Annotated in this window: 4 protein-coding genes; all 4 read left to right on the top strand. The window is 65.6% G+C overall.

What is annotated here, in order from left to right:
• The first annotated feature begins 29 nt into the window (after positions 1-29).
• The 4 genes from BM317_RS05260 (at position 30) to BM317_RS05245 (ending at position 26,677) form a co-directional block, all read left to right on the top strand.
• Positions 30-10,880: a non-ribosomal peptide synthetase gene (locus BM317_RS05260; RefSeq protein WP_092473354.1), complete on the top strand. Its 10,851-nt coding sequence runs from the start codon at positions 30-32 to the stop codon at positions 10,878-10,880.
• A gap of 96 nt (positions 10,881-10,976) precedes the next feature.
• Positions 10,977-21,182 carry a non-ribosomal peptide synthetase gene (locus BM317_RS05255; protein WP_092473352.1) on the top strand — a complete coding sequence of 3,402 codons (10,206 nt, stop codon included), beginning with the start codon at positions 10,977-10,979 and terminating at the stop codon, positions 21,180-21,182.
• Positions 21,179-25,030 (top strand): non-ribosomal peptide synthetase, encoded by a 3,852-nt coding sequence (locus BM317_RS05250; protein WP_092165289.1) that lies wholly within the window; start codon positions 21,179-21,181, stop codon positions 25,028-25,030. Before BM317_RS05255 ends, BM317_RS05250 begins: the two co-directional genes overlap by 4 nt.
• Complete coding sequence (locus BM317_RS05245) at positions 25,031-26,677, top strand: cyclic peptide export ABC transporter (protein WP_092165287.1); 1,647 nt, start codon at positions 25,031-25,033, stop codon at positions 26,675-26,677. It abuts the gene before it with no gap.
• Positions 26,678-26,847 lie beyond the last annotated feature (170 nt).

Raw genomic sequence — 26,847 nt, 5'->3', positions numbered from 1 at the left:
GTTGCCCCTTTTTACGCAGGACGCTTTCAATGACCACCGAAAAAACCGCTGGCAACCCGATCGAAGACATTTACCCGCTGTCGCCGTTGCAACAAGGGATGCTGTTCCACTCCCTGCTGCACGAAGACTCCGGGGTGTACCTGATGCAGGATCGCTACCGCATCGGCGGGGCCATCGATGAAGGGGCGTTCCTCGAATCGTGGCGCCAGGTGGTGGCACTGCACCCTTCCCTGCGCGCCAGTTTCCAGTGGAAAAGCCAGAAGCAACCGGTGCAGGTGATCCATCGCCAGGTCAAGGTGCCGCTGGACACCCTCGACCTGCGCGGGCTCGCGCCCCATGAGCAGGAGGCGCGGATCCGCACGCTGCTGGAAGACGAGCAGAAGGTCGGCTTCAACCTGTCCAAGCCACCGCTGATTCGCTTCCGGCTGGTGCGCCTGGCCGACGAGTCCTACGAGTTCATTCGCAGCTTCCACCACATCCTGATGGACGCCTGGTGCATCTCCCTGGTGACCGTGGACTTCCTCAAAGTCTACGAAGCGCTGTGCAACGACCGCACGCCGGAACTGAAAAGCCCTCGGCCATTTCGCGATTACATCCAGTGGCTGCAACGCCAGGATGCGGGCAAGGCCGAGCAATTCTGGCGCGGCCAGTTGCAAGGCCTCAACGCCCCCACGCCACTGACCGTGGACAACGGCGTGAGCCGCGACCGCTACACCGATGCGGTGCTAGTGGACGACCAACTGATTCACCTCGACGCACAGGAAACCCAGGCACTGGCGGCGTTCTGCCGCAGTCGCCGGATCACCCCGAACACGTTTTTCCAGGGGGTCTGGTCGTTGCTGCTGTCGCGCTACAGCGGGCAGCAGGACGTCGTCTTTGGTGTCACCGTGGCCGGCCGTCCGGCTGACCTGACCGGCGTTGCGGAAATGATCGGCCTGTTCATCAACACCTTGCCGCTGCGGGTTTCGGTGGATCCGAACGCCTCACTCGGCAGTTGGCTGGGCGATCTGCAGAAACTCAACGTCGACATGCGCGACTTCGAGCACACACCGTTGACCGACATTCAGGGCTGGAGCGATTTCCCCCGGGGCGAGACCCTGTTCGACAGCATCCTGGTGTTCGAAAACGCGCCCATCGACGAACAGATCCTCGAAGGCGGTTTCCAGTTCAGTCTCGAAGGCATGGACCACAGCGTGCACACCCACTACGGCTTGACCGTGGTGATCCTGCCGGGCGATCAACTGGGCATCCGCGTGTCCTATGACCGCGAACGTTTCGAGGCCGCCACCGTGCAGCGTCTGCTGGGTCACATCGCCAGCCTGGTGCGCAGCATGCTCGTCGCCCCCGACGCGCCGTTGGCCAGCTTCGAACTGCTGGCCGCCGACGAACGTCAAAAGTTGCTGGGCGAATGGGCGTTGAACCCCCACGACTTTGCGCTGGATCAAAGCTACGCCGAGCTGTTTGCCGCCCAGGTCGCCCTGCGCGGTGATCAGGTCGCCGCGACCTGCGCCGGTGAGTCGCTGACCTACGCCGAGCTGGACCTGCGTTCCACGCGCCTGGCCCACGCCCTGCGCGAGGCCGGTGCCGGTGAAGACCAACTGGTCGCGCTGGTGGCCCCTCGTGGCCTGGCGCTGTTGACCATGATGCTGGCCGTGTTCAAGGCTGGGGCGGCGATGCTGCCCCTGGAGGTCAATCACCCGCCCGAGCGCCTGCGGGAAATCCTCGGGCTGTCCCGCGCGCCGTTGCTGATCGCCAGCCAAGCCTGCGGCGGTCTGATCGAGCCACTGCTCAGCGGCCTCGACCAGGCGCCCACGGCGCTGTTCGCCGAAGCCTGCTGGGCATCGGGCAACGACACGCCACTGCCGGTGCTCGCCCGCCCCGACAGCCTGGCCTACGTGCTGTTCACCTCGGGTTCGACCGGCACGCCAAAGGGCGTGATGATCGAACAGCGCGGCATGCTCAACAACATCTTCGGCAAGGTGCCGGCCCTGGGGCTCAGCGCCGCTGACCGCATTCCCCAGACCGCTTCGGTGGCGTTCGACATTTCGGTGTGGCAGTTCCTCGCCGCACCGGTGCTCGGTGCCACCGTGCACATTCTTCCCGATGAAGTTGCCCACGACCCGCAACGCCTGTTGCAGGTGCTCGCCAGCGAGCGCCTGAACGTGCTGGAAATCGTCCCGAGCCTGATGCGCACCGTGCTCGCGTTGTGCCCGTGCGACTTGCAACTGCCGGACCTGCGCTGGGTATTGCCCACCGGTGAAGCCCTGCCACCGACCGTGGCCCGGGACTGGTTCGCACGGTTCCCCGACATTGCCCTGATGAACGCCTACGGACCGGCCGAATGTGCCGACGACGTCGCCTTCCAGCCGATCTTCGCGGCGCCCGGGGCCGAGGTCAGCCACATGCCCATCGGCCAGCCGACCGCCAACAACCGCCTGTATGTGCTGGACGAAGCCCTGCGCCCGGTGCCGGTTGGCGTCGCCGGGGAAATCTGCGTCGGTGGCGTCGGCGTCGGCCGCGGCTACCTGCACGACCCACAGCGCACCGCTGAGGCTTTTATCGAGCACCCTCAACTCGAAGGTCGCCTGTACCGCACCGGTGACCTGGGACGCTGGCGTGCAGACGGGGTGATCGAATACCTCGGCCGTCGCGACCAGCAGGTAAAACTGCGCGGGCACCGGATCGAACTGACGGAAATCGAACACCGTCTCGCCCAGCACCCGAACGTACGCGAAGCCGCCGTCCTGCTGCGGGAAAATACCGTCGGCGAAGCCTGGCTGGTGGCGTACTGGTCGGCCCATGACGAGACCCAGGGCAGCGACGGCCTGGGCGAACACCTGCGGGCGCAACTGCCGCCGTACATGGTGCCGGCGGCTTTCGTCGGCCTGGACAAACTGCCGCTGAACAATAACGGCAAGGTCGACCGCAAAGCCCTCGCCGCCCGCGAGCTGGACTGGCAGGCGGACGCCCAGGAGAGCATCGCCCCGCGCAACGCCCTGGAAACCAGCGTGGCGTCCATCTGGGCCGAAGTCCTGGGGCGCGACACCGTTGGCGTGGAGGACAACTTCTTCACCCTCGGCGGGCACTCGCTGCTGGCGACCCAGATCGTGGCCCGCCTGCGCACCCAGTTCAAACTGGACCTGCCATTGCGGGTCCTGTTCGAACACCCCACCGTGGCCTTGCTGGCCGTGGCCATCGACGCCCGCCAGGCCGAGGCCGCCGCACCGCAAGCCAACGCGCTCAGCGTGCCCAAGGCCCAACCACGCCCGACGCTGCTGCCGCTGTCGTTCTCGCAACAGCGCCTGTGGTTCATCGAGCAACTGACGCCAGGCACCACCCTGTTCAACATCCCGTTCGCCCTGCACCTCAAGGGTGAACTCAACGTCCAGGCGTTGCACGCCAGCCTGAACGACCTGCTGATACGCCACGAAATCCTGCGCACCGGCATCCACAGCACCGACGGCGTGCCGTGCCAACGCATCAGCCCAGCGCTGGACATCGCGTTGCCTTTCGAAGACTTGTCGGGGCTGACCGCCACCGCCCGCGCCGGCGCGCAGTTCAATGCCCTGCAAGACACCTTCGAGCAGCCGTTCGACCTGACCCGCCCACCGCTGCTGCGTGCGCGCTTGCTGCGCCTGGCGCCGGGCGAGCACGTGCTCGGCATCGCCCTGCACCACCTGGTGTCGGACGCCTGGTCGGCCACCATCGCCCTGCGTGAGCTGGCCCTGGGTTATGAAGCCCGTTGCAACGGTACTCGCGCCGACCTGCCGGCCCTGCCGCTGCAGTACGCCGACTTCGCCCTCTGGCAGCGCGAACACCTGCAAGGCGCCGAACTCAAGCGCCAACTCGACTACTGGACCACCACCCTGGACCGTCGCGACAGCGACGCCAGCCCGCTGCTGGCCTTGCCCACCGACCATCCACGGCCCTCGGTGCAAAGCTACCGCGCCGGGATCGTGCAGCGTGAACTCAGCGCCGACCTCAGCGGCCGTGTGCAAGCCTTTGCCAGTCGTCTCGGCACCACACCGTTCACCGTCCTGTTCGCCGGCTTCGCCGTACTGATGCACCGTTTGAGCGGCGACGCCACGGTGCTGGTCGGCACCCCGGTCACCCACCGTGAACAACCGGGCACCGAAGGCCTGCTGGGTATTCTGTTGAACAACCTGGCGATCCGCGCGGACTTCGAACCGCAAGCCGGCTTCAGCGCCCTGGTCAAGCAAGTGGCCGAACGCCTGCGCGATGGCCTGCTGCATCAAGACTTGCCGTTCGAGCAACTGGTGGACAGCCTGCAACTGCCGCGCAGCCTCAGCCATGCGCCGCTGTACCAGGTCATGGTCGCCCAGCAACTGGCCATGGAGTCGCGGTTGCGCTTCCCCGGGCTGGAATTCGAAGCGCTGGACACCCCGCTGCGCCACTCCGAATGCGACCTGGACCTGCACGTGCTGTGCCCGGCCAATGCGCCGATCCAGCTGGAGTTGATGTTCGCCCTCGACCTGTTCGTCGCCGACAGCGCCCGCCAGACCCTCGCCCGCCTGGAACACCTGCTCGAACACATGCTCGCCGAGCCTCAACGCCCGGTCGCCGCCTTGCCGCTGCTGATGGACGCGGAGTGGCAACGCACCGTGGTCGAGTGGAACCGTACCGAGATGGAGGTGCCGACGCACCTGACCTTTGCCCAGTTGTTCGAACAACAGGCCGAGCGCACCCCGGAACGTGACGCCCTGTGCTTCGAAGGCCGCAGCCTGAGCTACGGCGAACTGAACCGTCGGGCCAACCAGGTGGCGCATTACCTGCGCAGCCAGGGCGTTGGCGCCAACCGCCCGGTGGCGCTGTGTGTCGAGCGTTCGCTGGAACTGCTGGTCGGCCTGCTGGGCATTCTCAAGTCCGGTGGTGCCTATGTGCCGCTGGACCCGACCTACCCGGTGGATCGCCTGGCGTACATGCTCGAAGACGCGCAACCGGCACTGTTCATAGGCCAGCAGGGCCTGTTGGAACAACTGGGCGCCGAGCTGCCACGCTTGCGCCTGGACAGCAACGCGGCGCTGTTCGCCGACCAACCGGACAACAACCCGGCCCCGCTCGCCGGGCCGCAAGACCTGGCCTACATCATGTACACCTCCGGTTCGACCGGTAAGCCCAAGGGCACCCTGGTGACCAACGGTTCGGTGGTCAACCTGGCCTGGGCGCGTATCCATGGCTTGTATCGCCGCTACACCGACCAGCCGATGCGCACCAGCTTCAACTACTCGTTCGCCTTCGACAGTTCGGTGGCCGAGCTGATCCTGTTGCTCGACGGCCATAGCCTGTACCTGACCCCGGAAGACGTGCGCTACGACCCCGAGGCCCTGGCCGGTTTCTTCCGCGATACCCGCCTGGACGCCTTCGAGTGCACCCCGGCGCAGCTCAAGGCCCTGCTTGAAAGCGACGGCGTTCGCCTTGGCGAGGTGTACCTGCCGCGCTTCGTGCTGTTCGGTGGCGATGCGGTGGACGCTCAACTGTGGCAACGCCTGCCATCGATTGCAGGCAGCCGCTTCTTCAACACCTACGGCCCGACCGAATGCACCGTGGATGCCACCGGTTGCGCGGTGGATGACTTCCCGCAGCGGCCGATCATTGGCCGGCCCATCGCCAACGTGCGCACCTACGTGCTCGACGCCTTCCTCAACCCGATGCCGGTGGGCGTCCCGGGGGAACTGCACATCGGCGGTGCCGGCGTGACCCTGGGCTACCTCAACCGTGCCGAACAGACCGCGAAGGTGTTCATCGAAGACCCGTTCTCGTCCCTGCCAGGCGCACGGATGTACAAGTCCGGCGACCTGGTGCGCTGGTTGCCCGACGGCCAGCTCGAATACCTGGGACGCATGGATCATCAAGTGAAGATCCGTGGCTTCCGTGTCGAACTGGGGGAAATCGAAACCTTGATCGGCGCCCAACCGGGCGTACGCCAGGCCGTGGTGCTGGCCCGTGAAGACGTGCCCGGCGACAAGCGCCTGGTGGCCTACGTGACGTGCGACCAGCAGGCCGACATCCATGCCTGGCGCAAGACCATTGGCGCCGCCCTGCCCGACTACATGGTGCCCTCGGCGTTCGTGCTGCTCGATGAGCTGCCGCTGACCGACAACGGCAAACTCAACCGCAAGGCCTTGCCGGCCCCGGACATCCAAGCCGCGCCAGACGCCCTGGACCCGCCGCGCAGCGCCGCCGAACAGCAACTGGCCGCCCTGTGGGCCGAGTTGCTGAACGTGCCGTCGACGCAGATCGGCCGTGACAGCCATTTCTTCTACCTCGGCGGCCACTCGCTGCTGGCAGCGGCGCTGTTTGCCCGCCTGCGCCAACAGTTCGCCACTGTGCCGCCGTTGCGGGCGGTGTTCGAACACCCGACCCTCGACGCCTTGGCCGCACTGCTGGGCGATCCCCTGCAAGCCCCGGCGGCGACTTTCGTTGCGGCGCCGCGTCCGGCGCGCCTGCCGCTGTCGTTCGAACAACAACGCTTGTGGTTCCTCGAACAACTGAGCGCCGGCGGTGGCGAGTACAACGTGGTCAGCGCTGTGCAACTGGACGGCGCACTCAACGTCCAGGCCCTGCGCACGGCCCTGAACAGCGTGGTCCAACGCCACGAGATCCTGCGCAGCCGCATCGTGCGCGATACCGACGGCGAGTTGGCGTTGGTCATCGAACCGAAGGTCGATCTCACCGTGCAGGTGACGGCACTGCAAGCGACCAGCGACGAGCAATGGCAGCGACTGACCGACGCGGCGATCCATGCGGAAACCGGCCACCGTTTCGACCTCGCCGCTGAAGTGCCGGTCCGGGCCACATTGCTGCAACGCAGTGGCGGCGCCCAGTCGCTGCTGTTGCTCAGCGTGCACCACTGCGCCACCGATGATGCCTCCAGCCAGAACCTGCTGGAGGAACTGCGACAGTGCTACACCGCCCAGTGCCATGGCACCCCGGCGACACTGCCGGCGCTGGCGCTGCAATATCCCGATTACGCCCTCTGGCAGCGCGAGCCCGGCCAACAGAGCGCGTTCAGCAGCCAACTGGAATACTGGCGCAACCAACTGGAGGACGGCGACTACCTGCTCGACCTGCCGACCGAACAGGGCCGTCCAAACCAGCTCGCCCCGGCGGCCGGCGCGGTGCAACTGCAATTGCCGCCCGACCTGGTGGAACGCCTGCGGCAGTTCGCCCAGCAACGCGGTGCCACCCTGTACATGCTCATGCTTGGTGCCGCGCAGTTGCTCTTGGGGCGCTACGCCAACCAGCGCGACGTGCGGGTCGGCAGCCCGGTGGCCCAGCGTCCATTCGCCGAGCTGCAACCGCTGATCGGCTGCTTCGTCAACACCGTGGTCATGCGCGCCGACCTGGATCCGGCCCTGGATTTCGAAGGTTTGCTCAACCAGGTGCGCAACCGTGTGCTGGATGCCCAACAGCATCAGGACGTGCCGTTCGACCAGGTCGTGGAGCACTTGAAGCCTTCGCGCAGCCTCGGCCAGACCCCGCTGTTCCAAGTGTTGTTCGCCATGCAGAACGCCGACACGTCGAGCCAGCCATGGCCGCAGTTGCAGGTCAGGGAACGCGCGGTGACCGCCCAGGCCACCAAGTACGACCTGAATTGGGAAGTGCACGACGGCGAAGTGCTGTCGGTGTTGCTGGAATACCGCGCCGCGCTGTTCAGCGAAACCACGGCCCGGCGTTGGCTGGAACAATGGCAACAACTGCTGGAAGCCATGCTCGAGGCGCCACGCACCCGCCTCGGGGATTGGACACCGCTGCCGGCGGCCGAACGTCATCGCCAACTGATCGAGTGGAACGCCACCGAACGTCATTACAGCGGCCCGACCAACCTGCACACCGCCCTGAGCCAGCAAGCCACCCTGAGCCCCAACGCCCCGGCATTGGTGTTCGAAGGCCAGCGCCTGAGCTACGCCGAGCTGGACCAGCGGGCACAAGCCGTCGCCCGCGCCCTGCGCGCCGCCGGTATAGGTACCGACAGCATCGTGCCGGTGTGCATGGAGCGTTCGGTGGAAATGGTCGTGGCCTTGCTCGGCATCGTCCATGCCGGTGCCGCGTGGCTGCCGCTGGATCCGGAGTTGCCGGCCCCGCGCCTGGCCTTCCTGATCGCAGACGCCGATGCCAAGGTCACCTTGACCCAGGCGCAATGGCTGTCACGCCTGCCTGTCGGGCATGCGGCTTGGACGCTGGATGCTTTGCCGGGCGCCTCTGTTTTCGAGCCGATCAGCGTCCAGGCCAACGACCTGGCCTACGTGCTCTACACCTCCGGCTCCACCGGCCAACCCAAGGGCGTGATGAACGAACACGGCGCCTTGATGAACCGCCTGTACTGGATGCAGGACGCCTTCCCAATTGGCCCGAACGACCGTGTGCTGCAAAAGACGCCGTACAGCTTCGACGTGTCGGTGTGGGAGTTCTTCTGGCCGCTGATCACCGGCGCAACCCTGGTGGTCGCCCGTCCGGACGGTCATCGCGACCCGGCCTACCTCAGCCAGTTGATCCAGCAGGAACGGGTCACGACCTTGCACTTCGTACCCTCGATGCTGCGGGCCTTTGTCGAGGAACCGAGCCTGGTCGACTGCCACAGCTTGCGCCAGGTGTTCGCCAGTGGCGAAGCCTTGCCGGTGGACCTGGTGCGGCGCTTCATGGGCCAACACCCGGCGGCGCTGGTCAACCTGTACGGCCCGACCGAAGCGGCCATCGACGTCTCGGTCTGGCGTTGCTCGGCGGACGATGTGATCGTGCCGATCGGCAAGCCCATCGCCAACCTGCGCTTGTACATCCTCGACGAAACCATGCAACCGTTGCCGATTGGCAGCATCGGCGAGCTGTACATCGGCGGCGTCGGCGTGGCCCGTGGCTATTTGAAACGCCCGGACCTGACCGAAGAACGCTTCCTCGCCAGCCCGTTCGTGGCCGGCGATCGCCTGTACCGCACCGGCGACCGCTGCCGCTTCCTGGCCGATGGCAACATCGAGTACCTGGGCCGTCTCGACCACCAGGTGAAGTTGCGTGGCCAGCGCATTGAGCTGGGGGAAATCGACTCAGCCCTGTTGAACCTGCCGGCCATCACTGGCGCCTGCACCCTGGTCATCGACAACCGCCTGGTGGCGTTCTACAGCAGTAGCACCGCGCAGTCGGACCTCGACACCCAGCTCGCGGCCGAGCTGCCGGCCTACATGGTGCCGGCGGTGTGGGTGCACATTCCGGCGCTGCCCCTGAGCACCAACGGCAAGATCGACCGCAAGGCCCTGGCCGCCCTGCCCTTGCCAAACACCCAGAAAGACTACGCGGCACCGCGCAACGACCTGGAACGCCTGCTCTGCCAATTGTTCGGTGAATTGCTCGGCGAAACCTTGACTGGCGGTCGCGAAGTGGGCACCTCGGACAGTTTCTTCGCCCTGGGCGGTGACTCGATTCTCGGCCTGAAACTGATCTCGCGCTTGCGTGAGCAGGGCTATTCGCTCACGCCACGGGACCTGTTCCGCTCGCCGACCCCGGCGGCCCTGGCCCATGTGACCACGGCGCTGCTGACCCAGGCCGAACAAGGCGACGTGACCGGGCCGATGCCGCTGATGCCGTTGCACCAGTGGTTCTTTGACCAGCAACAGGTCCAGGCCGCGCACTGGAACCAATCGGTGCTGGCCGACAGCGACCGTCGCCTGGAACCGGCCATCGTCCAAGCCACGCTGGATCGGCTGGTGGCCCACCACGACGCACTGCGCCTGCGTTTCACCCACGTCGACGGCCAATGGCAGGCACACATCGCGCCGGTGGCACCGGCCCAGTTGACCTGCGGAGAACACCCGGAGCAATTGCTGCAAGTCGCGCAAAGCCTGGACCTGCAACACGGCCCGCTGTTTGCCGCGGCCCTGCTGGAAGGCACACCGCAGCGCCTGTACCTGGTGGCCCATCACCTGGTGGTCGATGCAGTGTCCTGGACGCCGCTGCTGGAAGATTTCCAACAGTTGTATGCCGCCCTGGAGCGTGGCGAGCAGCCGACGTTGCCGGCGAAAACCACCTCCTATCGTCAATGGGCCGAGCACCTGCAAGCCCATGCCGCCAAGGCTGCCGCCGAGCAGCGCTACTGGAGTGCCCAGGCCTCTGCGAACCCGCCGCCAATGGCCACGCTCGCCGAACGCCAGACCCTGTCGGCCCGCTGGGATGCCAGCCGCACGCACCAATGGCTGACCCAATCCCACGCGGCTTACCGCACACAACCGGAGGAACTGCTGATCGCCGCCCTCGCCGCGACCCTGGCCGAGGTCGAACAGCGCAGCGACATCGTCGTGGACCTTGAACGCCACGGGCGTGATGCACCGTTTGCCGGGCTGGACGTCGGCCGCACCGTCGGCTGGTTCACCACCCTCTACCCACTGCGCGTGAGTGCCAGCGGCGCCGCGGGCGATCAGGTGCGCAACGCCAAGCAAGCCTTGCGCGATGTACCCGGCCAGGGCCTGGGCTACGGCTTGCTGCGCCAGCGCGGCGAGTTGCCGGCCAGCCACGGCGATGTGCTGTTCAACTACCTGGGGCATGAGCAAACGCCAGCGGGCTGGTTGCGCGCCAGCAGCCTGACCCCGCCACCGGACGTGGCCCCGGTGAACCGAGTGACCCATGCCCGTGAGGTGGTGGCCTGGCTGGAGGACGGCGTGTTGCGTGTCGAGTGGCACAGCGTCACGCCGAATGCCGACAGTCGTTTGCCTGCTCGCCTGCTGGAACGTTTGCAGGCACTGGTCGAACACTGCCTCGACCCGCAGGCCGGTTCGCTGATGCCTGCGGACTTCCCGCTGGCCAAGGCGCTGAACCAGAAATCCCTGGACAAACTGCTGGGCAAACTCAAGACCAAACCCGATTCCCAAAGCTAGCGAGCGACGCGGCGCCCGCCCAGGTCTGCGGACCGGCGCGGCGCCTTGATCGACGCTCACTCGAGTTTTCAAGACTTTGAAATGGACCAAGCAAGCATGAACAACATAGAAGACATCTACTCCCTTTCGCCGACCCAGCACGGCCTGTTGTTCCACAGCGTCTATGAACCGGATTCGCGGGTGTATTACCAGCAACTGAGCCTGGACATGAACGGCCCGCTGCAGCTGAGCGCATTTCGCGGTGCCTGGCAGGCGTTGATGCGGCGCCACGCCGTGCTGCGCAGTGCTTTTCTCTGGGAAGAACTGGACGATGCCTATCAGGTGGTGCAACAGGACGTGCCACTGCCCCTGACGGAACTGGACTGGCAAGACCGCCCCGAGCCGCAGGCCGCGCTCGGACAGTTGGCGCTGGAACAGCGCGCCCAGCCCCTGGAGCTGAACGACTCGCCGCTGATGCGTGTGTGCCTGGTGCGCCTGGCGCCCGAGCGCTGGCACCTGATCTGGACCTTCCACCACATCCTCATGGACGGCTGGAGCGTCGGCATCGCCGTCCAGGAGTGGCTGTCGCTGTACTACGAACAGGCCCACGGCCGCCCCGCCGACCTGCCGCCGACCCGCCCTTACCGGGACTACATCGCCTGGCTGGCGGAACAGGACATGGTCGCCACCGAAGGCTTCTGGCGCGAACAGTTGCAGGACGTGAGCGAGCCGACACCGCTGCCCACCTTCGCCGTGCGGCAGCCTGCACCCGCGGGGGCACCGTTCGCCGAACGGGAAAGCCTGCTGACGGCCAGCGAAACCGAGCATCTGGCACACTTCGCCCGCCAGAACGACTTGACCATCAACACCCTGATCCAGGGCGCCTGGGCATTGCTGCTGGGCCAGCATGCCGGGCGTGACGACGTAGTCTATGGCGTCACCGTTGCCGGTCGTCCAGAGAACCTGGCCGCCGTGGACAGCACCGTCGGGCTGTTCATCAACACCTTGCCGTTGCGCGTGCAGTGGTCTGAAGGCCCGGCCCTGGTGGACTGGCTGCAGCAGTTGCAGCAAGCCAACAGCGATCTGCGCCACCACGCCTACCTGCCCCTGGGCAAGCTCAAGTCCATGACCCGCATCGCCGCCGAGCAGGCGCTGTTCGACTCGATCCTGGTGTTCGAGAATTTCCCGGTCACCGACGCGCTCAACCAGGACACCGGCGGCCTGAGCTTCAGTGCCCCGAGCAGCGACCAGCAGGCCGACGGCATCACCCTCACCCAAGGCCGCAACCACTTCCCGTTGTCGCTGATCGTGGTGCCGGACAAACAACTGCACTACCTGATCAGCTACGACCGCAGTCGCTTCAGCGACGCCGAGGTCGCGGTGTTGTCGGCACAATTGCGCGCCATCCTGTTGGCGATGACGGCGCAAGCGCAGTGCCGGGTCAGCGAGCTTGAGTGGCTGAGTCCTGAAGAACGCCAGCAATTGCTCGTGCAGGGAAGCGGCGTACAACTGCCGGTACCCCAGGCGTGCCTGCATCAGTGCTTCGAACAACAAGTGGCCGCCCACCCGGATCACCTGGCGGTCCGCGACCGCCAGGTCGCCCTGACCTACCGTGAACTGGACCAGCAAGCCAACCGACTCAGCCAGTACTTGCGCGCCCAAGGCATCGGTCACGACAGCGTCGTGGCACTGGCCCTGGAACGCAGCGCCGGGTTCGTGATCGCCCTGCTCGCCACCCTCAAGGCTGGCGCGGCCTATCTGCCGCTGGACCTCAAGCAGCCCGCCGGGCGCCTGGCCGACGTGCTGGTGGACAGCCGCGCCGCACTGCTGATCGGCGCCACCGCCTCGCCCCTGCTCAAAGGCCTGGCCGAGCACGCGCCAACGCTGTGGCTGGCGGAACAGGCCGACGCCATCGCCGCCCAGCCAGACACGCCACCTGCCGTGGCCCATAACCCGACTGACGCCGCCTACGTGATCTACACCTCAGGCTCCACCGGCACCCCTAAGGGTGTGGTGGTCGAGCACCAGTCCATCGTCGATTACCTGACGGCAGTGCACGCGGTACTCAACCCGCCGCCGGCCGCCCGCTACGGCTTGTTGTCCAGCATCGCCGCCGACCTGGGCCACACCCAACTGTTCGGCGCTCTGTGCAGCGGCGCCAGCCTGTTGCTGGTGGATGAAGACAGCGGTTTCAGCCCCCTGGCACTGGCCGAACTCTTCGACCAACACCCGGTGGATGTGCTGAAGATCACCCCAAGCCATCTGTCCGGCCTGTTGCAGGCGCTGCCCGATGCACGCTTGTTGCCTCGCGCCCTGCTGGTCTTCGGTGGCGATGCTCTCAGCCCGGCGCTGCTGGAGCAGGTTAACCGCCTGGCACCTGGCCTCAGGGTGTTCAACCACTATGGGCCGAGCGAAGCGACGGTCGGCGCAATCGCCACCGAGCTGCCCGCGGGCCTGCGCAGCATTGCCCTCGGCCGGCCGCTGCCGAACCGTCAACTGCAAGTGGTGGATGCCAACGGTCGGCTGGTGCCCACCGGAGTGTCCGGTGAGCTGCTGATCAACGGTGCTTTGGCCCGGGGTTACCTGCACCGCCCGGACCTGACCGCCGAACGCTTCCATCTCGACGCGGATCAGCAACGCTGGTATCGCACTGGCGACCGCGTGCGCTGGCAAGTGGACGGCCAATTGGCGTTCCTCGGCCGGGTCGACAGCCAGGTCAAGATCCGTGGCAACCGCCTGGAGCTGGGCGAAGTCGAAGCGCAGATCAAGCGCCTGTCGCCGCTGATCGAACAGGCGCTGGTCCGCGCCGTGGAGTTGGACGGCAGCCTGCGCCTGGTGGCCTACCTGGTCGCCAGCCAGTCACTGTCCGCGACGAAACTGCGTAACGACCTGAGTGCGCGGGTGCCGGACTACATGGTGCCGGCGCACTTCATGACCCTCGACGAACTGCCCCTCACCCGTAACGGCAAGGTCGATGTCCAGCGCTTGCCGCTCCCGCAAAAACCCACGGACGACAGCGCCACTCACGTTGCCCCGCGCAATGAAGTCGAAACACAGCTGGCCGCCATCTGGCAAGACGTCCTCAAGCTCGAACGTGTCGGCGTGCATGACAACTTCTTCGCCCTGGGCGGCGACTCGATCATCAACTTGCAGATCATCGCCCGCGCCAACCAGCAAGGGCTGAAACTCACGCCCCGCCAGCTCTTCGAGAACCGCACCATCGCCGATATCGCCCGGGTACTGGGCGCCGATGCCAGCCATGGCGAGGCGCAAGCCGTTGCCGATGGCTATGACCTGCCGCTGGCTGCCGGGCAATTGGCACGCTTGCAGCAAGGCCCGTTAGACGCCACTTGGCGCTGCGTGGCGTTGACCCAGGCCATCGATAGCGAGCTGCTGGCCCAGGCCATCGCCGCGTTGCAGCAACACCACCAGGCCCTGCGTCTGGCGCTCAAGGCGCTGCCGGAGGGCGAGTGGCAGCAACGGCTACTGGTCGTGGCCAAGGCTCCGGTCATCACCACCGAGCAATTGGAGACCTGCGCCCCGGCGCAACTGCAAGCCCTGGCCCAGGCCGGTGTCGATGCGCTGGAGTTGGGCGCAGGCCAAACCCTGCATGCCAGCCTGCTGGAGGTGGACGGCACGCAATCCCTGCTGCTGGCCGCTCATCCGCTGTGCCTGGACGAAGCCTCCTGGTCGCTGCTACTGGCTGATCTCAACCTGGCCTTGGCACAGCTGCGCTATCAGCGGCCGGTGCGGCTGTCCTTCGCCGGTGGCGACTTCACCCAGTGGACGCGGCACCAGCAGGCCCATGCCCAGGGTGATGCCCTGGATGACGCCTGGGAACATTGGCTGCAATACGCAGGTGTGGAACCGCTGCAACTGCCTGACAGCCAGCAACCGGCCAGCGTGGTCGAACACACCCTGCCGGCCGCCACCTCCGGCGAACTCAAGCGCCTGGGCGAGGTGCTGCAACTGGACTGGAACAACCTGTTGGCCGCTGCCGTGGCCGAACAGTACCGTGAACGGTGCGGCAATGGCCTGGTCGCGCTGAGCGTGCACGATGCCCGTCCGAGCGCCGAGCGCTTGCCGGTCGCTGCGCCGATTGCCGTGGCCGACCTCGACCCGGCCCGCATCATGGGCCCCTTGGCACTGGCCGTGCCGTACTTCCTCCAGCCCGAAGGCGAGAGCCTGCTGCAACGCTTGCAGGCACTGGTGGCGCAGATGCGCGCCTACCCGCAACACGGCGTCGACTATGGCGCCCTGCGCTACTTGTCGGACAATACCTACCTGCAAGAACCGCTGCGCGAGCTACCAGCGCCATCGGTCGTCATTCGCTGGCTGGGCAACCTCGACAGCCACCGCGAAGAGCGCGGCATCCTGGCTCAGGTTGAAGCGCCAACCCCATCGCCGGCTTCGACCGGGCCGCTGAACGTAGACGCCTGGTGGCAGGATGACCGCCTGCACCTGCGCAGCCAAGGCACCCTCGCCGCCGACTGGGCGCCGCGCCTTGTCCAACGCTTGAGCGAACTCGCCGCACTGGCCACCGCGGCCGACCTGCGCCCTGCCAGCCAGGCGTTCCCGCTGTGCCACAAGCAAGCGGCAACCCTGGCGGCCGAACCGCTGGACTGGCTGAACATCGAAGATGTCTACCCGCTGTCGTCGATGCAACAGGGCATGCTTCTGCACACCCTGTTGCAACCCCACAGCGGCATCTACCTGATGCAACAACGCTACAGCTGGGACGGGGTATTGCAGCGCCCGGCAATGGAAGCCGCGTGGCAGCTGTTCCTCGAGCGCCATCCAATGATGCGGACCGCCTTCTGGTGGCAGGACGACCATGAGCCGCTGCAATGCGTGTACCGCCAGACCCACCAGGCGTTCGACTGGCAGGACCTGCGCCATCTCGACGAAGAGCAGCAGCGCGAGGCGATGGACCAGGCCCTCGAAGCACAGCGCCTGCAAGGTTTCGACATGGCCTGCGCACCGCTGACCCACCTGCGGGTGTTCCAGCTCGATGAGCGCCGCTTCGCCGTGGTGCGCAGTTTCCACCACATCCTGACGGATGCCTGGTGCTTCGGCCTGTTGATGGAAGACCTGCTGGCGATCTACCAGGCCCTGGTGCGCCAGGAGCCGGTGGCCCGTCCGCGTCTGCGCTCGTTCCGTGGCTACATGAGTTGGCTGGAACGCCATGACATGGCTGCCGCCCACGCCTTCTGGCAGGCACAGATGGCCGGCTTCAGCGAGCCGACGCCGCTGCAGGTGGACGGCCCGGTGGCCCGTCCGGAGCAGGCACCGGAACAGGTCGGCGACTTCGACCAGACCCTGAGCATTGCCCAGACCCAACGCTTGCAACAGCTCTGCCAGCAATACCAACTGACGCCCAACACCTGGATCCAAGGTGCCTGGGCACTGTTGCTGTCACGCTACAGCGGCAACCGCGACGTGTTGTTCGGCGTGACTGTCGCCGGCCGCCCGACCGACCTCGCCGGTGTAGAAGAAATGGTCGGGCTGTTCATCAACAGCCTGCCGCTGCGCATCGATGTCGATCCGGAGGCCCCCGTGGCCGACTGGTTGCAGGCACTGCTGTCCCACAACGCACAATTGCGCGAACACGAAAGCGCGTCGCTGGTGGACATCCAACGTTGCAGCCAAGTGCCGCGCGGCCAGCAGCTGTTCGACAGCCTGGTGGTGTTCGAAAACGCCCCGCTGGACATCAGCAGCGTGCAACTGGACGCCTTCAGCATCGATATCTACGAAGACCGGGTGCACACCAACTTCCCGATGACGGTGGTGCTGTACCCTGGCGACCGCCTGGGCATTCGCCTGTCCTACGACAGCATGCGTTTCAGCACGGACACTGTGCAGCGCATGCTCGGGCATCTGGTGCAACTGCTTTCGGCCATGCTGGAGACACCGCAGGCGCCCTTGGGCAGCTTGCACATGCTGCCCGAGGCGGAACGCCGGCACCTGCAGATCGACTGCAACCGCAGCGACGTCGACTTCCCGCTGGAACGCGGTTATGCGGCGCTGTTCGCCGAGCAAGTGCGCAGCCGTGCGCAACACCTGGCCGCCGTATGCCAGGACCAATCGCTGACCTATGCCGAACTGGACCGCCGCGCCAATGCCATCGCCCAGGCGCTGCAAGCAGCCGGTGCCGGCCCGGAAACCCTGGTGGCGTTGTTCGCCCAGCGTGGCCTGGCGTTGCTGACGATGATGATCGCCACGCTCAAGGTCGGCGCCGCGTTCCAGACCTTGGACATCCAACAGCCCCACGCACGCCTGGCGGAACTGCTGGACCTGGGTGAGGCGCCGCTGTTGCTGGTGTGCGAGCACGCGACCTCGACACTGGACAACGTCCTGCCGCAGATGCACAAGCAGCCTACCTGCCTGGTCGCCCAGGCGCTCTGGCAAGGTCGTGAGCAACCGCCGGTCACCTATGTGCACCAGCCGGATCAACTGGCCTACGTGATCTTCACCTCGGGTTCCACCGGCACGCCAAAAGGCGTGATGGTGGAACAACGCGGGATGCTCAACAACATGTTCGGCAAGGTCCCGAGCCTGGGCCTGGGTGAGCACGACCGGATTGCCCAGACAGCTTCGGCGGCGTTCGATATCAGCGTATGGCAGTTCCTCGCCGCACCGCTGTTCGGCGCCACCGTGCACATTCTTCCCGATGCCCAGGCCCACGATCCCGTGGCCCTGCTCGACGCCGTCCAGGAGCAGCAACTGACGCTGCTGGAAACCGTTCCGGCGCTGATTCGTGGCATGCTCCAGGAAAGCCAGGCCCATCACACCCTGGCAAGCCTGCGCTGGCTGTTGCCCACCGGCGAGGCATTGCCGCCGGTCCTGGCGCGGGACTGGTTCGCACGCTTCCCGGCGATCCCATTGATGAACGCCTACGGTCCTGCCGAATGCTCGGACGACGTGGCCTTCTACCCCATCACCGAAGCACCGGCCGACGACTGCTTGCACATGCCCATCGGCAAACCGACCGCCAACAACCAGATTTTCGTCCTCGACTCGGCGCTGCGCCTGGTCCCTGTGGGTGTACCCGGTGAATTGTGCATCGGTGGTGTCGGCGTGGGTCGCGGCTACCTGCGCGACCCGCAACGAACCCGCGAGGCGTTTGTCCCGCACCCGTTCCAAGCCGATGCGCGCCTGTATCGCAGCGGTGATATCGGCCGGATGCGTGAGGATGGCGTGATCGAATACCTCGGCCGTCGCGACCAGCAAGTGAAGATCCGTGGCCACCGCATCGAGCTGGGCGAGATCGAAAACCGCCTGATGCAACACCCGGCGGTGGACAGCGCGGCGGTGCTGGCGCTGCCCGACACCCGCGGCGCCTTGCAACTGGTGGCCTGGTATGTGCTCGATGAAGCGGCCGACCTGGGCGGCGAACCCGCGCAACAGGTATTGAGCGCATACCTGGGCCAGCAACTGGCAAGCTACATGGTCCCAGCCCGTTGGCTGGCCCTTGGACAATTGCCGCTGAACGCCAATGGCAAGGTCGACCGTCGTGCCCTCGCCGCCTTGGGTGTGCCCCAGGACGAGGCGGTACAGGCGCACTCCATGGCGCCGCGCACGCCGACCGAACATGTCCTGGCCGAACTCTGGAAGGAAATACTCGGCCTGGACAACGTCAGTGTGCACGATGACTTCTTCGCCATCGGCGGTCACTCGCTGCTGGCCACCCAAGTCTTGTCGCGAATTCGCCGCCGGTTGAACGTGAACCTGCCGCTGCGCACCCTGTTCGAGCGCGGCACCCTTGAGCAGTTGGCCCAAGCGGTCGATCAGCAACGCAACGCCCAGACCGAGGCCGACAGTGACACCGAGATGGCCCTGGCGCCGCGCAACCAGCCGCTGCCGCTGTCCTACAGCCAGCAACGGTTGTGGTTCCTGGATCGCTTCGAAGGCCCTAGTGCCGCCTACAACATGACCACCACCGTCAGGCTGCGTGGCGCGCTGGACATCGCGGCGCTGCAAGGAGCCTTGCAAGCGGTGTTCGAACGCCATGAGTCCTTGCGCACCGCCTTCCACCTCCATGGCGACCAACCTTACCAGGTCATCAACCCGGCGCCGCTGGTCGATTTGACGCCAACCGAGCTGAGTGACCTGGACAGCGCAGAGCAGGCGCAAAGCCTGCAGCGCCTGATCGATGAACAGGCCGCGCGCCCGTTCGACTTGCAACAGGCGCCGATGCTGCGCGCCAACCTGCTGCGCTTGGGAAGCGAGGATCATGTGCTGCAACTGGTGCTGCATCACATCGCCACTGACGCCTGGTCCATGGGCATCCTGATGCAGGAACTGATCGTCGGGTACCAGGCTCGCCTCAATGGTTCGACCCCCGTGTTGCCGGTGTTGCCGATCCAGTTCGCCGACTATGCCTACTGGCAACGCAGCGAAGCGCAACAGCGCCTGCTGGCACGGGCCATCGATTACTGGCGCCGCCAGCTCGACGGCGCGCCAACGTTGATCCCGTTGCCCCTTGACCAGCCACGCCCGGCACGCCCCGACTACCAGGGCGCGGCCCTCGAGCAACGCTTCACGTCGGCCCAGGCCCAGGTGCTGAAGGCCTATGCGCAAGCGCAACGGGCGACACTGTTCATGGTCTTGCTCAATGCCTTCAACAGCCTGTTGCAGCGGGCCACCGGGACCAACGATTTCATCGTCGGCACCGACCTGGCCAACCGCGAACATCCAGCCCTGGAACATCTCATCGGGTTCTTCGTCAACGTGCTGCCGATCCGTGCCCGCCTGAGCGAGGGCGAAACCTTTGACGCCCGCCTGCAACGCTTGCGCGAGGATTGCCTGTCGGCGTTCCAACACCAGCAAGTACCGTTCGACAAACTGGTGGAGGAGTTGCAGCCGCCGCGTACACCAGGGGTCAACCCGTTGGTCCAGGTGTTGTTCGTCATGCAGAACACGCCCAGCGGCAATGCCAGCGTGCCGGGCCTTGAAGTGGAACACTTGGTCGCCCCCCAGCAGAGCAGCAAGTTCGACCTCGCCGTATTTGTCGAAGAGGACGAAGACCAAGGCCTGAACGTGCGCTGGGTGTACCGCACCAGCGTGTTGCAGGAGCAAACCATCCAACGTCTCGAACAGGGCTTCGGGCACCTGCTGGAGCAGATCGTCTCGGCCCCCGCCCAGGCATTGGAGCAGTGGTCGTGGCGCCTTGAGGGCCGCCACGCTGGCGCCGCGTCCCAACCTGATTCGTCGCTCGACGAGGCCACGGCCCGCAGCGCACGCAAGCAGTCGAAACTGAGCAAGCTCAAGCAGACCCGCGCCACCGCCGTCAGCCAAGTGGCCCACGAGCAGGTCCGTACCCGTACCCTCGACGCCGGGCAAGCCTTGCCGTTGGTGATCGAGCCGTTGCTCGGCGACCTGGACCCGGTGCACTGGGCGCTGCAAGCCCGGGAATGGATCAATGCACAGTTGCTGACCCACGGCGGCCTGCTGTTCCGAGGTTTCAACCTGCCGGATGCCGCGGCCTTCGAGCAGTTCGCCCAGGCCATCGAGCCCGACCTCTACGGGACCTACGGCGACCTGCCGAAAAACAAGTCCGGCAAGAATATCTACCACTCCACGCCGTACCCGGAACAGCACATGATCCTCTTTCACAACGAGAGCTCCCATCTGCCGCAGTGGCCACGCAAACAGTGGTTCTACTGCGAAACACCGGCGCCACGTGGCGGCTGTACGCCCATCGTCGATTGCCGGCAGGTATTGGCGCGCTTGCCCCAGGACATCGTCGCTCGCTTCAAGGCCCTGGGGCTGCTTTACGTGCGGCACTTCACCGACAAGCTGGATGTGCGCTGGCAGGACTTCTTCAAGACCGAACAGCGCGAGGAAGTCGAGCGCCAGTGCCTGGCCTCGGGCATGCGCTGGGAATGGCTGGGCACCGACAACCTGCGGATCGCCCAGCACTGCCCGGCCATCGTCGAACACCCCGAGACCGGGGAACTGTCGTTCTTCAACCAGGTGCAACTGCACCACACTGCCTGCCTGGAGCCGGAAGTGCGCAACAACCTGATCAACCTGTTCGGCCTCGGGCACCTGCCCCGCAACGTGTACTACGGCGACGGCAGCGTGATCGAAGACGCGGTGATGCAAGTGATCGGCGAAGCGTACGAACATTGCGCGGTACGTTTTACCTGGCAAAAGGGTGACATGGTCATGTTGGACAATATGTTGGTGGCTCACGCCCGGGATCCCTTCGAGGGCGAGCGCAAGATCTGCGTCGCCATGGGCCAGATGATGCGCCGCGAAGAACTCACGGGGCAGTTGCCCGAAGCACAGCCGCTGCCGGCTTCGGAGGTGCAGGCATGACCGCCTTTGAGAAACGTGAAGAAGCCTTCGCCCTCTCGCCGCAACAGCGCAGCCAATGGCTGGCGGGCTTGCCGCCCGTGCGCCTGGAGTTGGAGATCACCGGCGCGTTGGCGCTGGAACGCCTGCAGCAGCGGCTGGCCGCGCTGAGCGCTTGTCACGAGGCCTTGCGCCTGAGCGTGCGGCCCGAGCCGGGCCTGCTGATGCCGCTGCAAGTGGTCGAGCCCACCGCCACCGCAGTCGACGGGATCAGTGTCGAGGTGCAATCGATGGGTGACGCTCGGCACCGGGTGACACTGCAACTGCCGGCCCTGAGCGCGGATCGCGGCACCTTGCTGCGCCTGGCCCAGGCATTGGGATCGACGGACGCGCCATGCCTCGATGACGAGGCCATGACCTACACCCAGTACAGTGCCTGGCTCCATGAATTGCAGGCCGATGAAGACGCCGTCCCCGGTCGGCGCTTCTGGGCCAGCCAGGCCCTGGACGAACCGGCCGGGAGCGAGCTGCTCTACCGCCAGGTGCGCAACGATCGCCACGACGCCCCGGCGACCACCCGCCTGCTCGCCAACCCGCAATTGAGCAACGCCCTGGACCACTTTTGCCAGCGTCACGGTGCCTCGCCCGAGCAGGTGCTGATGAGCGCCTGGGGGCTGTTGCTGCAACGCCTCAGTACCGGTGACAGTCCGGCACTGACCTTGAACTGGGTACACGATTGCCGCGACGACTACGAGGAACTCGAAGACTGCTGGGGGTTGTTCGCCAAGCCCCTGCCCTTGCGCTGGCAACCGGCTGCGAACAGTTCATTTGTCCAGGCGCTGGAAACCCTGCAGACGCTGTGCGAGCAAGCCATCGAATGGCAGGAATACTGCGGCGTCAGCACCGCACTGCCGGCCGAAACCTTGCACTACGGTTTCCAGTGGGGCGCACACCTGCCCGATCGACTCGATACCTTGGGCAGTCTCGCATCGACGCTCACTGTATCGGACGCGCAAGCCATCCCGGCAGGCATGGAGTTGCTGCTGGTTGCCGAAACGGTCCGCCACGAAACCAGCGGTCTAGGCTATCGGCTGAACTTGCACCATCTGCCGAGGCGCTACAGCGAACAAGCAGCCCTGACGCTTCTGGAGCAGTTCCAGTCGCTGCTGTCCGATGCCCTCGCCAACCCGGGCAAGCCCCTGGCCGAGCTGTCGTTGCAGGCACCGAGCTTCAGCGCGACGCTGGCCGCCCGGCAGGACGACGTCGCCGCCCCGCCGTTTGCCAGCGTACCGGCGCGTTTCGCTGAATGCGCCGCGCAGTTCCCCGATCATTTGGCCCTGCGCGACCACCACGGGCACCTGAGCTATGCCCAGTTGCAGGCCCGCAGTAACCAACTGGCGCATTACCTGCGTGCCCAGGGCGTGGGCCGCGAAGATCGCGTGGCGTTGTACCTGGATCGCTCGGCGCAAATGGTCATGGCGATGCTCGCCGTGCTCAAGAGCGGCGCGGCGTTCGTCCCCCTGGACGTGCATCAGCCGGCACAACGCTCCCTGGCCATCCTGCAACAGGCGCAGCCAGTCTTCGTCCTGAGCGGTTCGGCCGGCAGCGCCCCCGCGTTGCCCGGCATCGGTAGCCTCGACCTGCGTGATGAAGCGACCTGGCAGCACGCACCTGCCACGGCAACCACCGTCGAGTGCCAAGGGCAGGACGCGGCCTACGTGCTGTTCACCTCCGGCAGCACCGGCACGCCCAAAGGCGTCATTGTCGAACACGCCCAGCTCGCCAGTTATGTCGCCAGCGTATCCCGGCGCCTGGCGCTGGGGGTTGGCGAGCGCAGTGCGGTGGTCACTTCACTGGCGGCCGACCTGGGCTACACCTTGCTGTTCCCGACGCTGCTCAGTGGCGGTGAGTTGCACCTGCTGGACAAGGAAACGGCAATGGACGCCCAGGCCTGGGCGGCCTGGCAGGCTGAATACCCCATCGACCACCTGAAGATCGTGCCGTCCCTGCTGGACGCCTGGCTGATTCATGCCCAGAGCGCGGCCGTATTGCCTCGCAAGCAACTGATCCTCGGTGGCGAAAGCTGCTCGCGGCGCCTGCTGCAAAACATTCGCAGCCTCGCGCCTGCGCTGACGGTCTTCAATCATTACGGCCCGACCGAAACCACGGTCGGGGTGGTGATGCACAAAGCCGATCCGGCCATGGATTATCGCCGCCTGCCCCTCAGCGACCGCCTCGATGGCATGCGCCTGTACCTGCTCGACGAACAGCAAGCGCTGGCCGCTCCCGGGCAGAGCGCCGAGCTGTATATCGCCGGCCCGCAACTGGCCCGGGGTTACCTGGACGCGCAACAGAACGCCGGCCGTTTCATCGAATGGGGGCAATCGCCTGGCGAACGCCTCTACCGCACTGGCGACATGGCCCGCTACCTCCACGACGGTAGCCTGGAAATCACCGGACGAGCCGATCGCCAGGTGAAGATCCGCGGTTTCCGCGTGGAACTCGATGAGATCCAGGCGCAATTGACCCGCCTTCCCGGCGTCGCCCAGGCCGCGGTGGAATGCATTCCCCGGGGCGAGCTCGGCCAGCAACTGTTCGCCTTCATGACCCTGGCGCCCGGGCATTCGACCACGGTCGCCAGGCTGCATGGCCAGGCCCAGGATTGCTTGCCGGACTACATGCTGCCCACCCTGCGGATCGTCGAAGCCTTGCCGTTGATGGGCAATGGCAAGCTGGATCGCAAGACCCTGCAACAATGGGCCGACAAAGTCCTCGACACCGTTGGCAGTGCCTTGCCGCGCACCCCGCTGGAAGCTTTGCTTGCCGAGGTCTGGGCGCAAGTGCTGGGCTTGGAGCGGGTGGGTATCGACGACGATTTCTTCGAGCTGGGCGGCCATTCCCTGGCGGCGGTGACCCTCGCCAGCCGTTTGCAGACCGCGCTGTCGGCGCCGGTGACGGTCAATGCGGTGTTCAACGCCCCCAGCGTCGCGGCGTTCGCGGCGTTGGTGCAGGCCGAACTCAAGCTCTCGCCACTGGTCAGGCTGTCGCCGCCAAACGCAGCGCCTGTGGAGGCCGGCAAGCTGTTCTGCTTCCACCCCTCCACAGGCCATGTGCAGGACTACCGTCCCCTGCTGGCATCGCTACCGGCCTGGCAACTGTGGGGACTCCAGGCGGCCTACCTGGCTGACGACAGCACGACACTGGGCGGTGACATCGAGAGCCTGGCGGCGGTCTATGTCGAGCATCTGCGCCAGCAGCAAGCGCACGGTCCTTATCACCTGCTGGGTTTCTCCCTCGGCGGGCTGCTCGCGATTGCCGCTGCCGCGCACCTGGAGAGCCAGGGCGAACAGGTAGCGTTTCTCGGTATCATCGATTCCCAGTACCAGCATCACGCCCAGGAAGACACCGTCGAAGCGCTGCTGGAGTCGGCTGCCCTGTCGCTGACGTCGGACAGCCAGACCGTGTTGCGCCAGTTGCCACAGGCGACCCTGGCGGTACTGCTGGAACAACTGGACGCCCTGCCCCCGGCAGCACGCCTGCCGGAACTGGCCCAGTGGGCGCGCCAGCAGGGCCTGCAGCTCGATGGTGACAGTTGGGAGCACCTGCAAACGCGGCTGCGCTACCAGCAGCATACGCAGCATCTGCTGGCGACCTTCAAGCCTGTGCCGCTCAGTTGCCCGGTGCATGTCTGGTGGGCCGACGATACCCTGGAACAGGCTGAGTTCGCCGACCCGCACTGGGAACGCCTGAGCACCGGACCGTTGACCCGTGAGGTCATCCCGGCGCAGCATCTCACTATCCTCGAGCAACCGGCCCTGCACCAGCAACTGGCGGCGCGGCTCGAGGCCATTGCTACAAACGGAGCGGTTTGAATGGATCTGTTGTTACTCATGGCTAAACGTTCATGGCGCGCACTGCTGGTGGCGACCCTGACGGGCCTGACCTGCGGCCTCGCGGCAGCCGGGCTGATCGCCAACATCAACCACAGCCTGGAGGTGTTCGATAAGCTACGCCCGGTGGACGGGTTGCTTTTCGCCGGGCTGGTGCTGCTGGTCATGGTGTCACGGGTGATCTCCGACATCAGCCTGCTGCGCCTGGGCCAGGCCGCGGTCAACGACATGCGCCTGCACCTGAGCGCCAAGCTGATCGATACCCCCTACGCGAAATTGCAGCGCCTGGGCAAGCATCGCCTGCTGGCCATGCTGACCGACGATACGCAAACCATCAGCCAGGCGGTGGAGCTGGTGCCGATCCTGCTGGTCAACGCCGGGATCATCGCCGCGTGCCTGGGCTACCTGGGTTGGCTCAGCCTGCCGCTGCTCGGCCTGACACTGCTGCTGATCATCGCGGGCAGCTTCAGTTTTCACTGGCCGCAACGTCGGGCGTTGACTTCGATCTCCCGGGCCCGGGAGCTCAAGGATCAGTTGTTCGACCAGTACCGCCTGCTCACCGATGGCAGCAAGGAACTGCAGCTCAACCATCCACGGCGGCAACACTTCTTCACCCGTTTGCTGATTCCGGTCAGCCAGCAATACCGTCGCAACTTCGTACGCGGCATGAGCATCTACGCCTTGGTATTGAACTGGGGCAACGCGGTGTTCTACATGCTGATCGGCGTGGTGCTGTTCGCCGCACCGCATTTCATCGACCTGGGCGTGAGCCTCGTCACTGGCTACATCCTGACGATCCTCTACATGATCACGCCGCTGTCGGAGCTGATGAACGCCTTGCCGACCCTGGGCCGCGCCAGCGTGGCGCTGAATAAGATCCGAGCCCTGGAAGGCGAGATGGAAGCATCCGACGAGACCTTCGATACCATCGCCCCGACCCAGGTTCGCCGCCTGGTGTGCCGACAGGTCGCCCACACCTATTACCGCGAACGCGAAGACGGCCATTTCACCCTGGGGCCCATCGACCTGACCCTCAATGCCGGCGAAGTGGTATTCATCACCGGCGGCAACGGCAGCGGCAAGACCACCCTGGCTTTGCTGCTGACCGGGCTGTACCGACCGGAAAGTGGCGACATCATGCTCGATGAGCAGGTGTCCTCGAGCAACGACAACCTCCATTATCGACAGCACTTCTCGGCGATCTTCACCGACTTCTGCCTGTTCGAAAACCTGTTCGATGGCGACGATCCGGACTTGGTGAAACAGGCGCAGGACTACCTGGTGCACCTGCAACTGGACCATAAGGTGCAGATCGAAGGAGGCAAGCTGACGACGCTGGCGCTGTCCACCGGGCAACGCAAGCGCCTGGCATTGCTCAGTGCCTATCTGGATGACCGCCCCTGCTACCTGTTCGACGAATGGGCGGCCGACCAGGACCCGGTGTTCAAACACTTTTTCTACACCCGGATCCTGCCGGACCTGCGCGAGCGCGGCAAATTGCTGATCGTCATCTCCCACGACGACGCCTACTTCGGCCTGGCCGATCGGTTGATCCACGTCGAACATGGCAAAGTCAGCGAAGTAGCTCCCCAGGCCAACGCCTCATCCCAGGCGCAAATGCTGTCTTGAGGAATGTGGCAAGGGAGCTTGCTCCCGCTGGACTGTAGGAGCTGCCGAGCGAAGCGAGGCTGCGATCTTTCCAAAACCGGTTGAGTCTCAAGCGAAAGATCAAAAGCAAAAGATCGCAACCTTCGGCAGCTCCTACAGCGCAGCCAAGCGGGAGCAAGGGTTCATGCAAG

The organism is Pseudomonas sp. NFACC24-1, from assembly GCF_900115235.1.
GTDB classification, from domain to species: Bacteria; Pseudomonadota; Gammaproteobacteria; order Pseudomonadales; family Pseudomonadaceae; genus Aquipseudomonas; species Aquipseudomonas fluorescens_AA.
This window is presented reverse-complemented; position numbering and strand designations above follow the sequence as displayed.

Bases quoted from the DNA above. Each gene is read 5' to 3' on its own strand.
- BM317_RS05260 (WP_092473354.1), top strand. From the start codon at position 30: ATGACCACCGAAAAAACCGCTGGCAACCCGATCGAAGACATTTACCCG.
- BM317_RS05255 (WP_092473352.1), top strand. From the start codon at position 10,977: ATGAACAACATAGAAGACATCTACTCCCTTTCGCCGACCCAGCACGGC.
- BM317_RS05250 (WP_092165289.1), top strand. From the start codon at position 21,179: ATGACCGCCTTTGAGAAACGTGAAGAAGCCTTCGCCCTCTCGCCGCAA.
- BM317_RS05245 (WP_092165287.1), top strand. From the start codon at position 25,031: ATGGATCTGTTGTTACTCATGGCTAAACGTTCATGGCGCGCACTGCTG.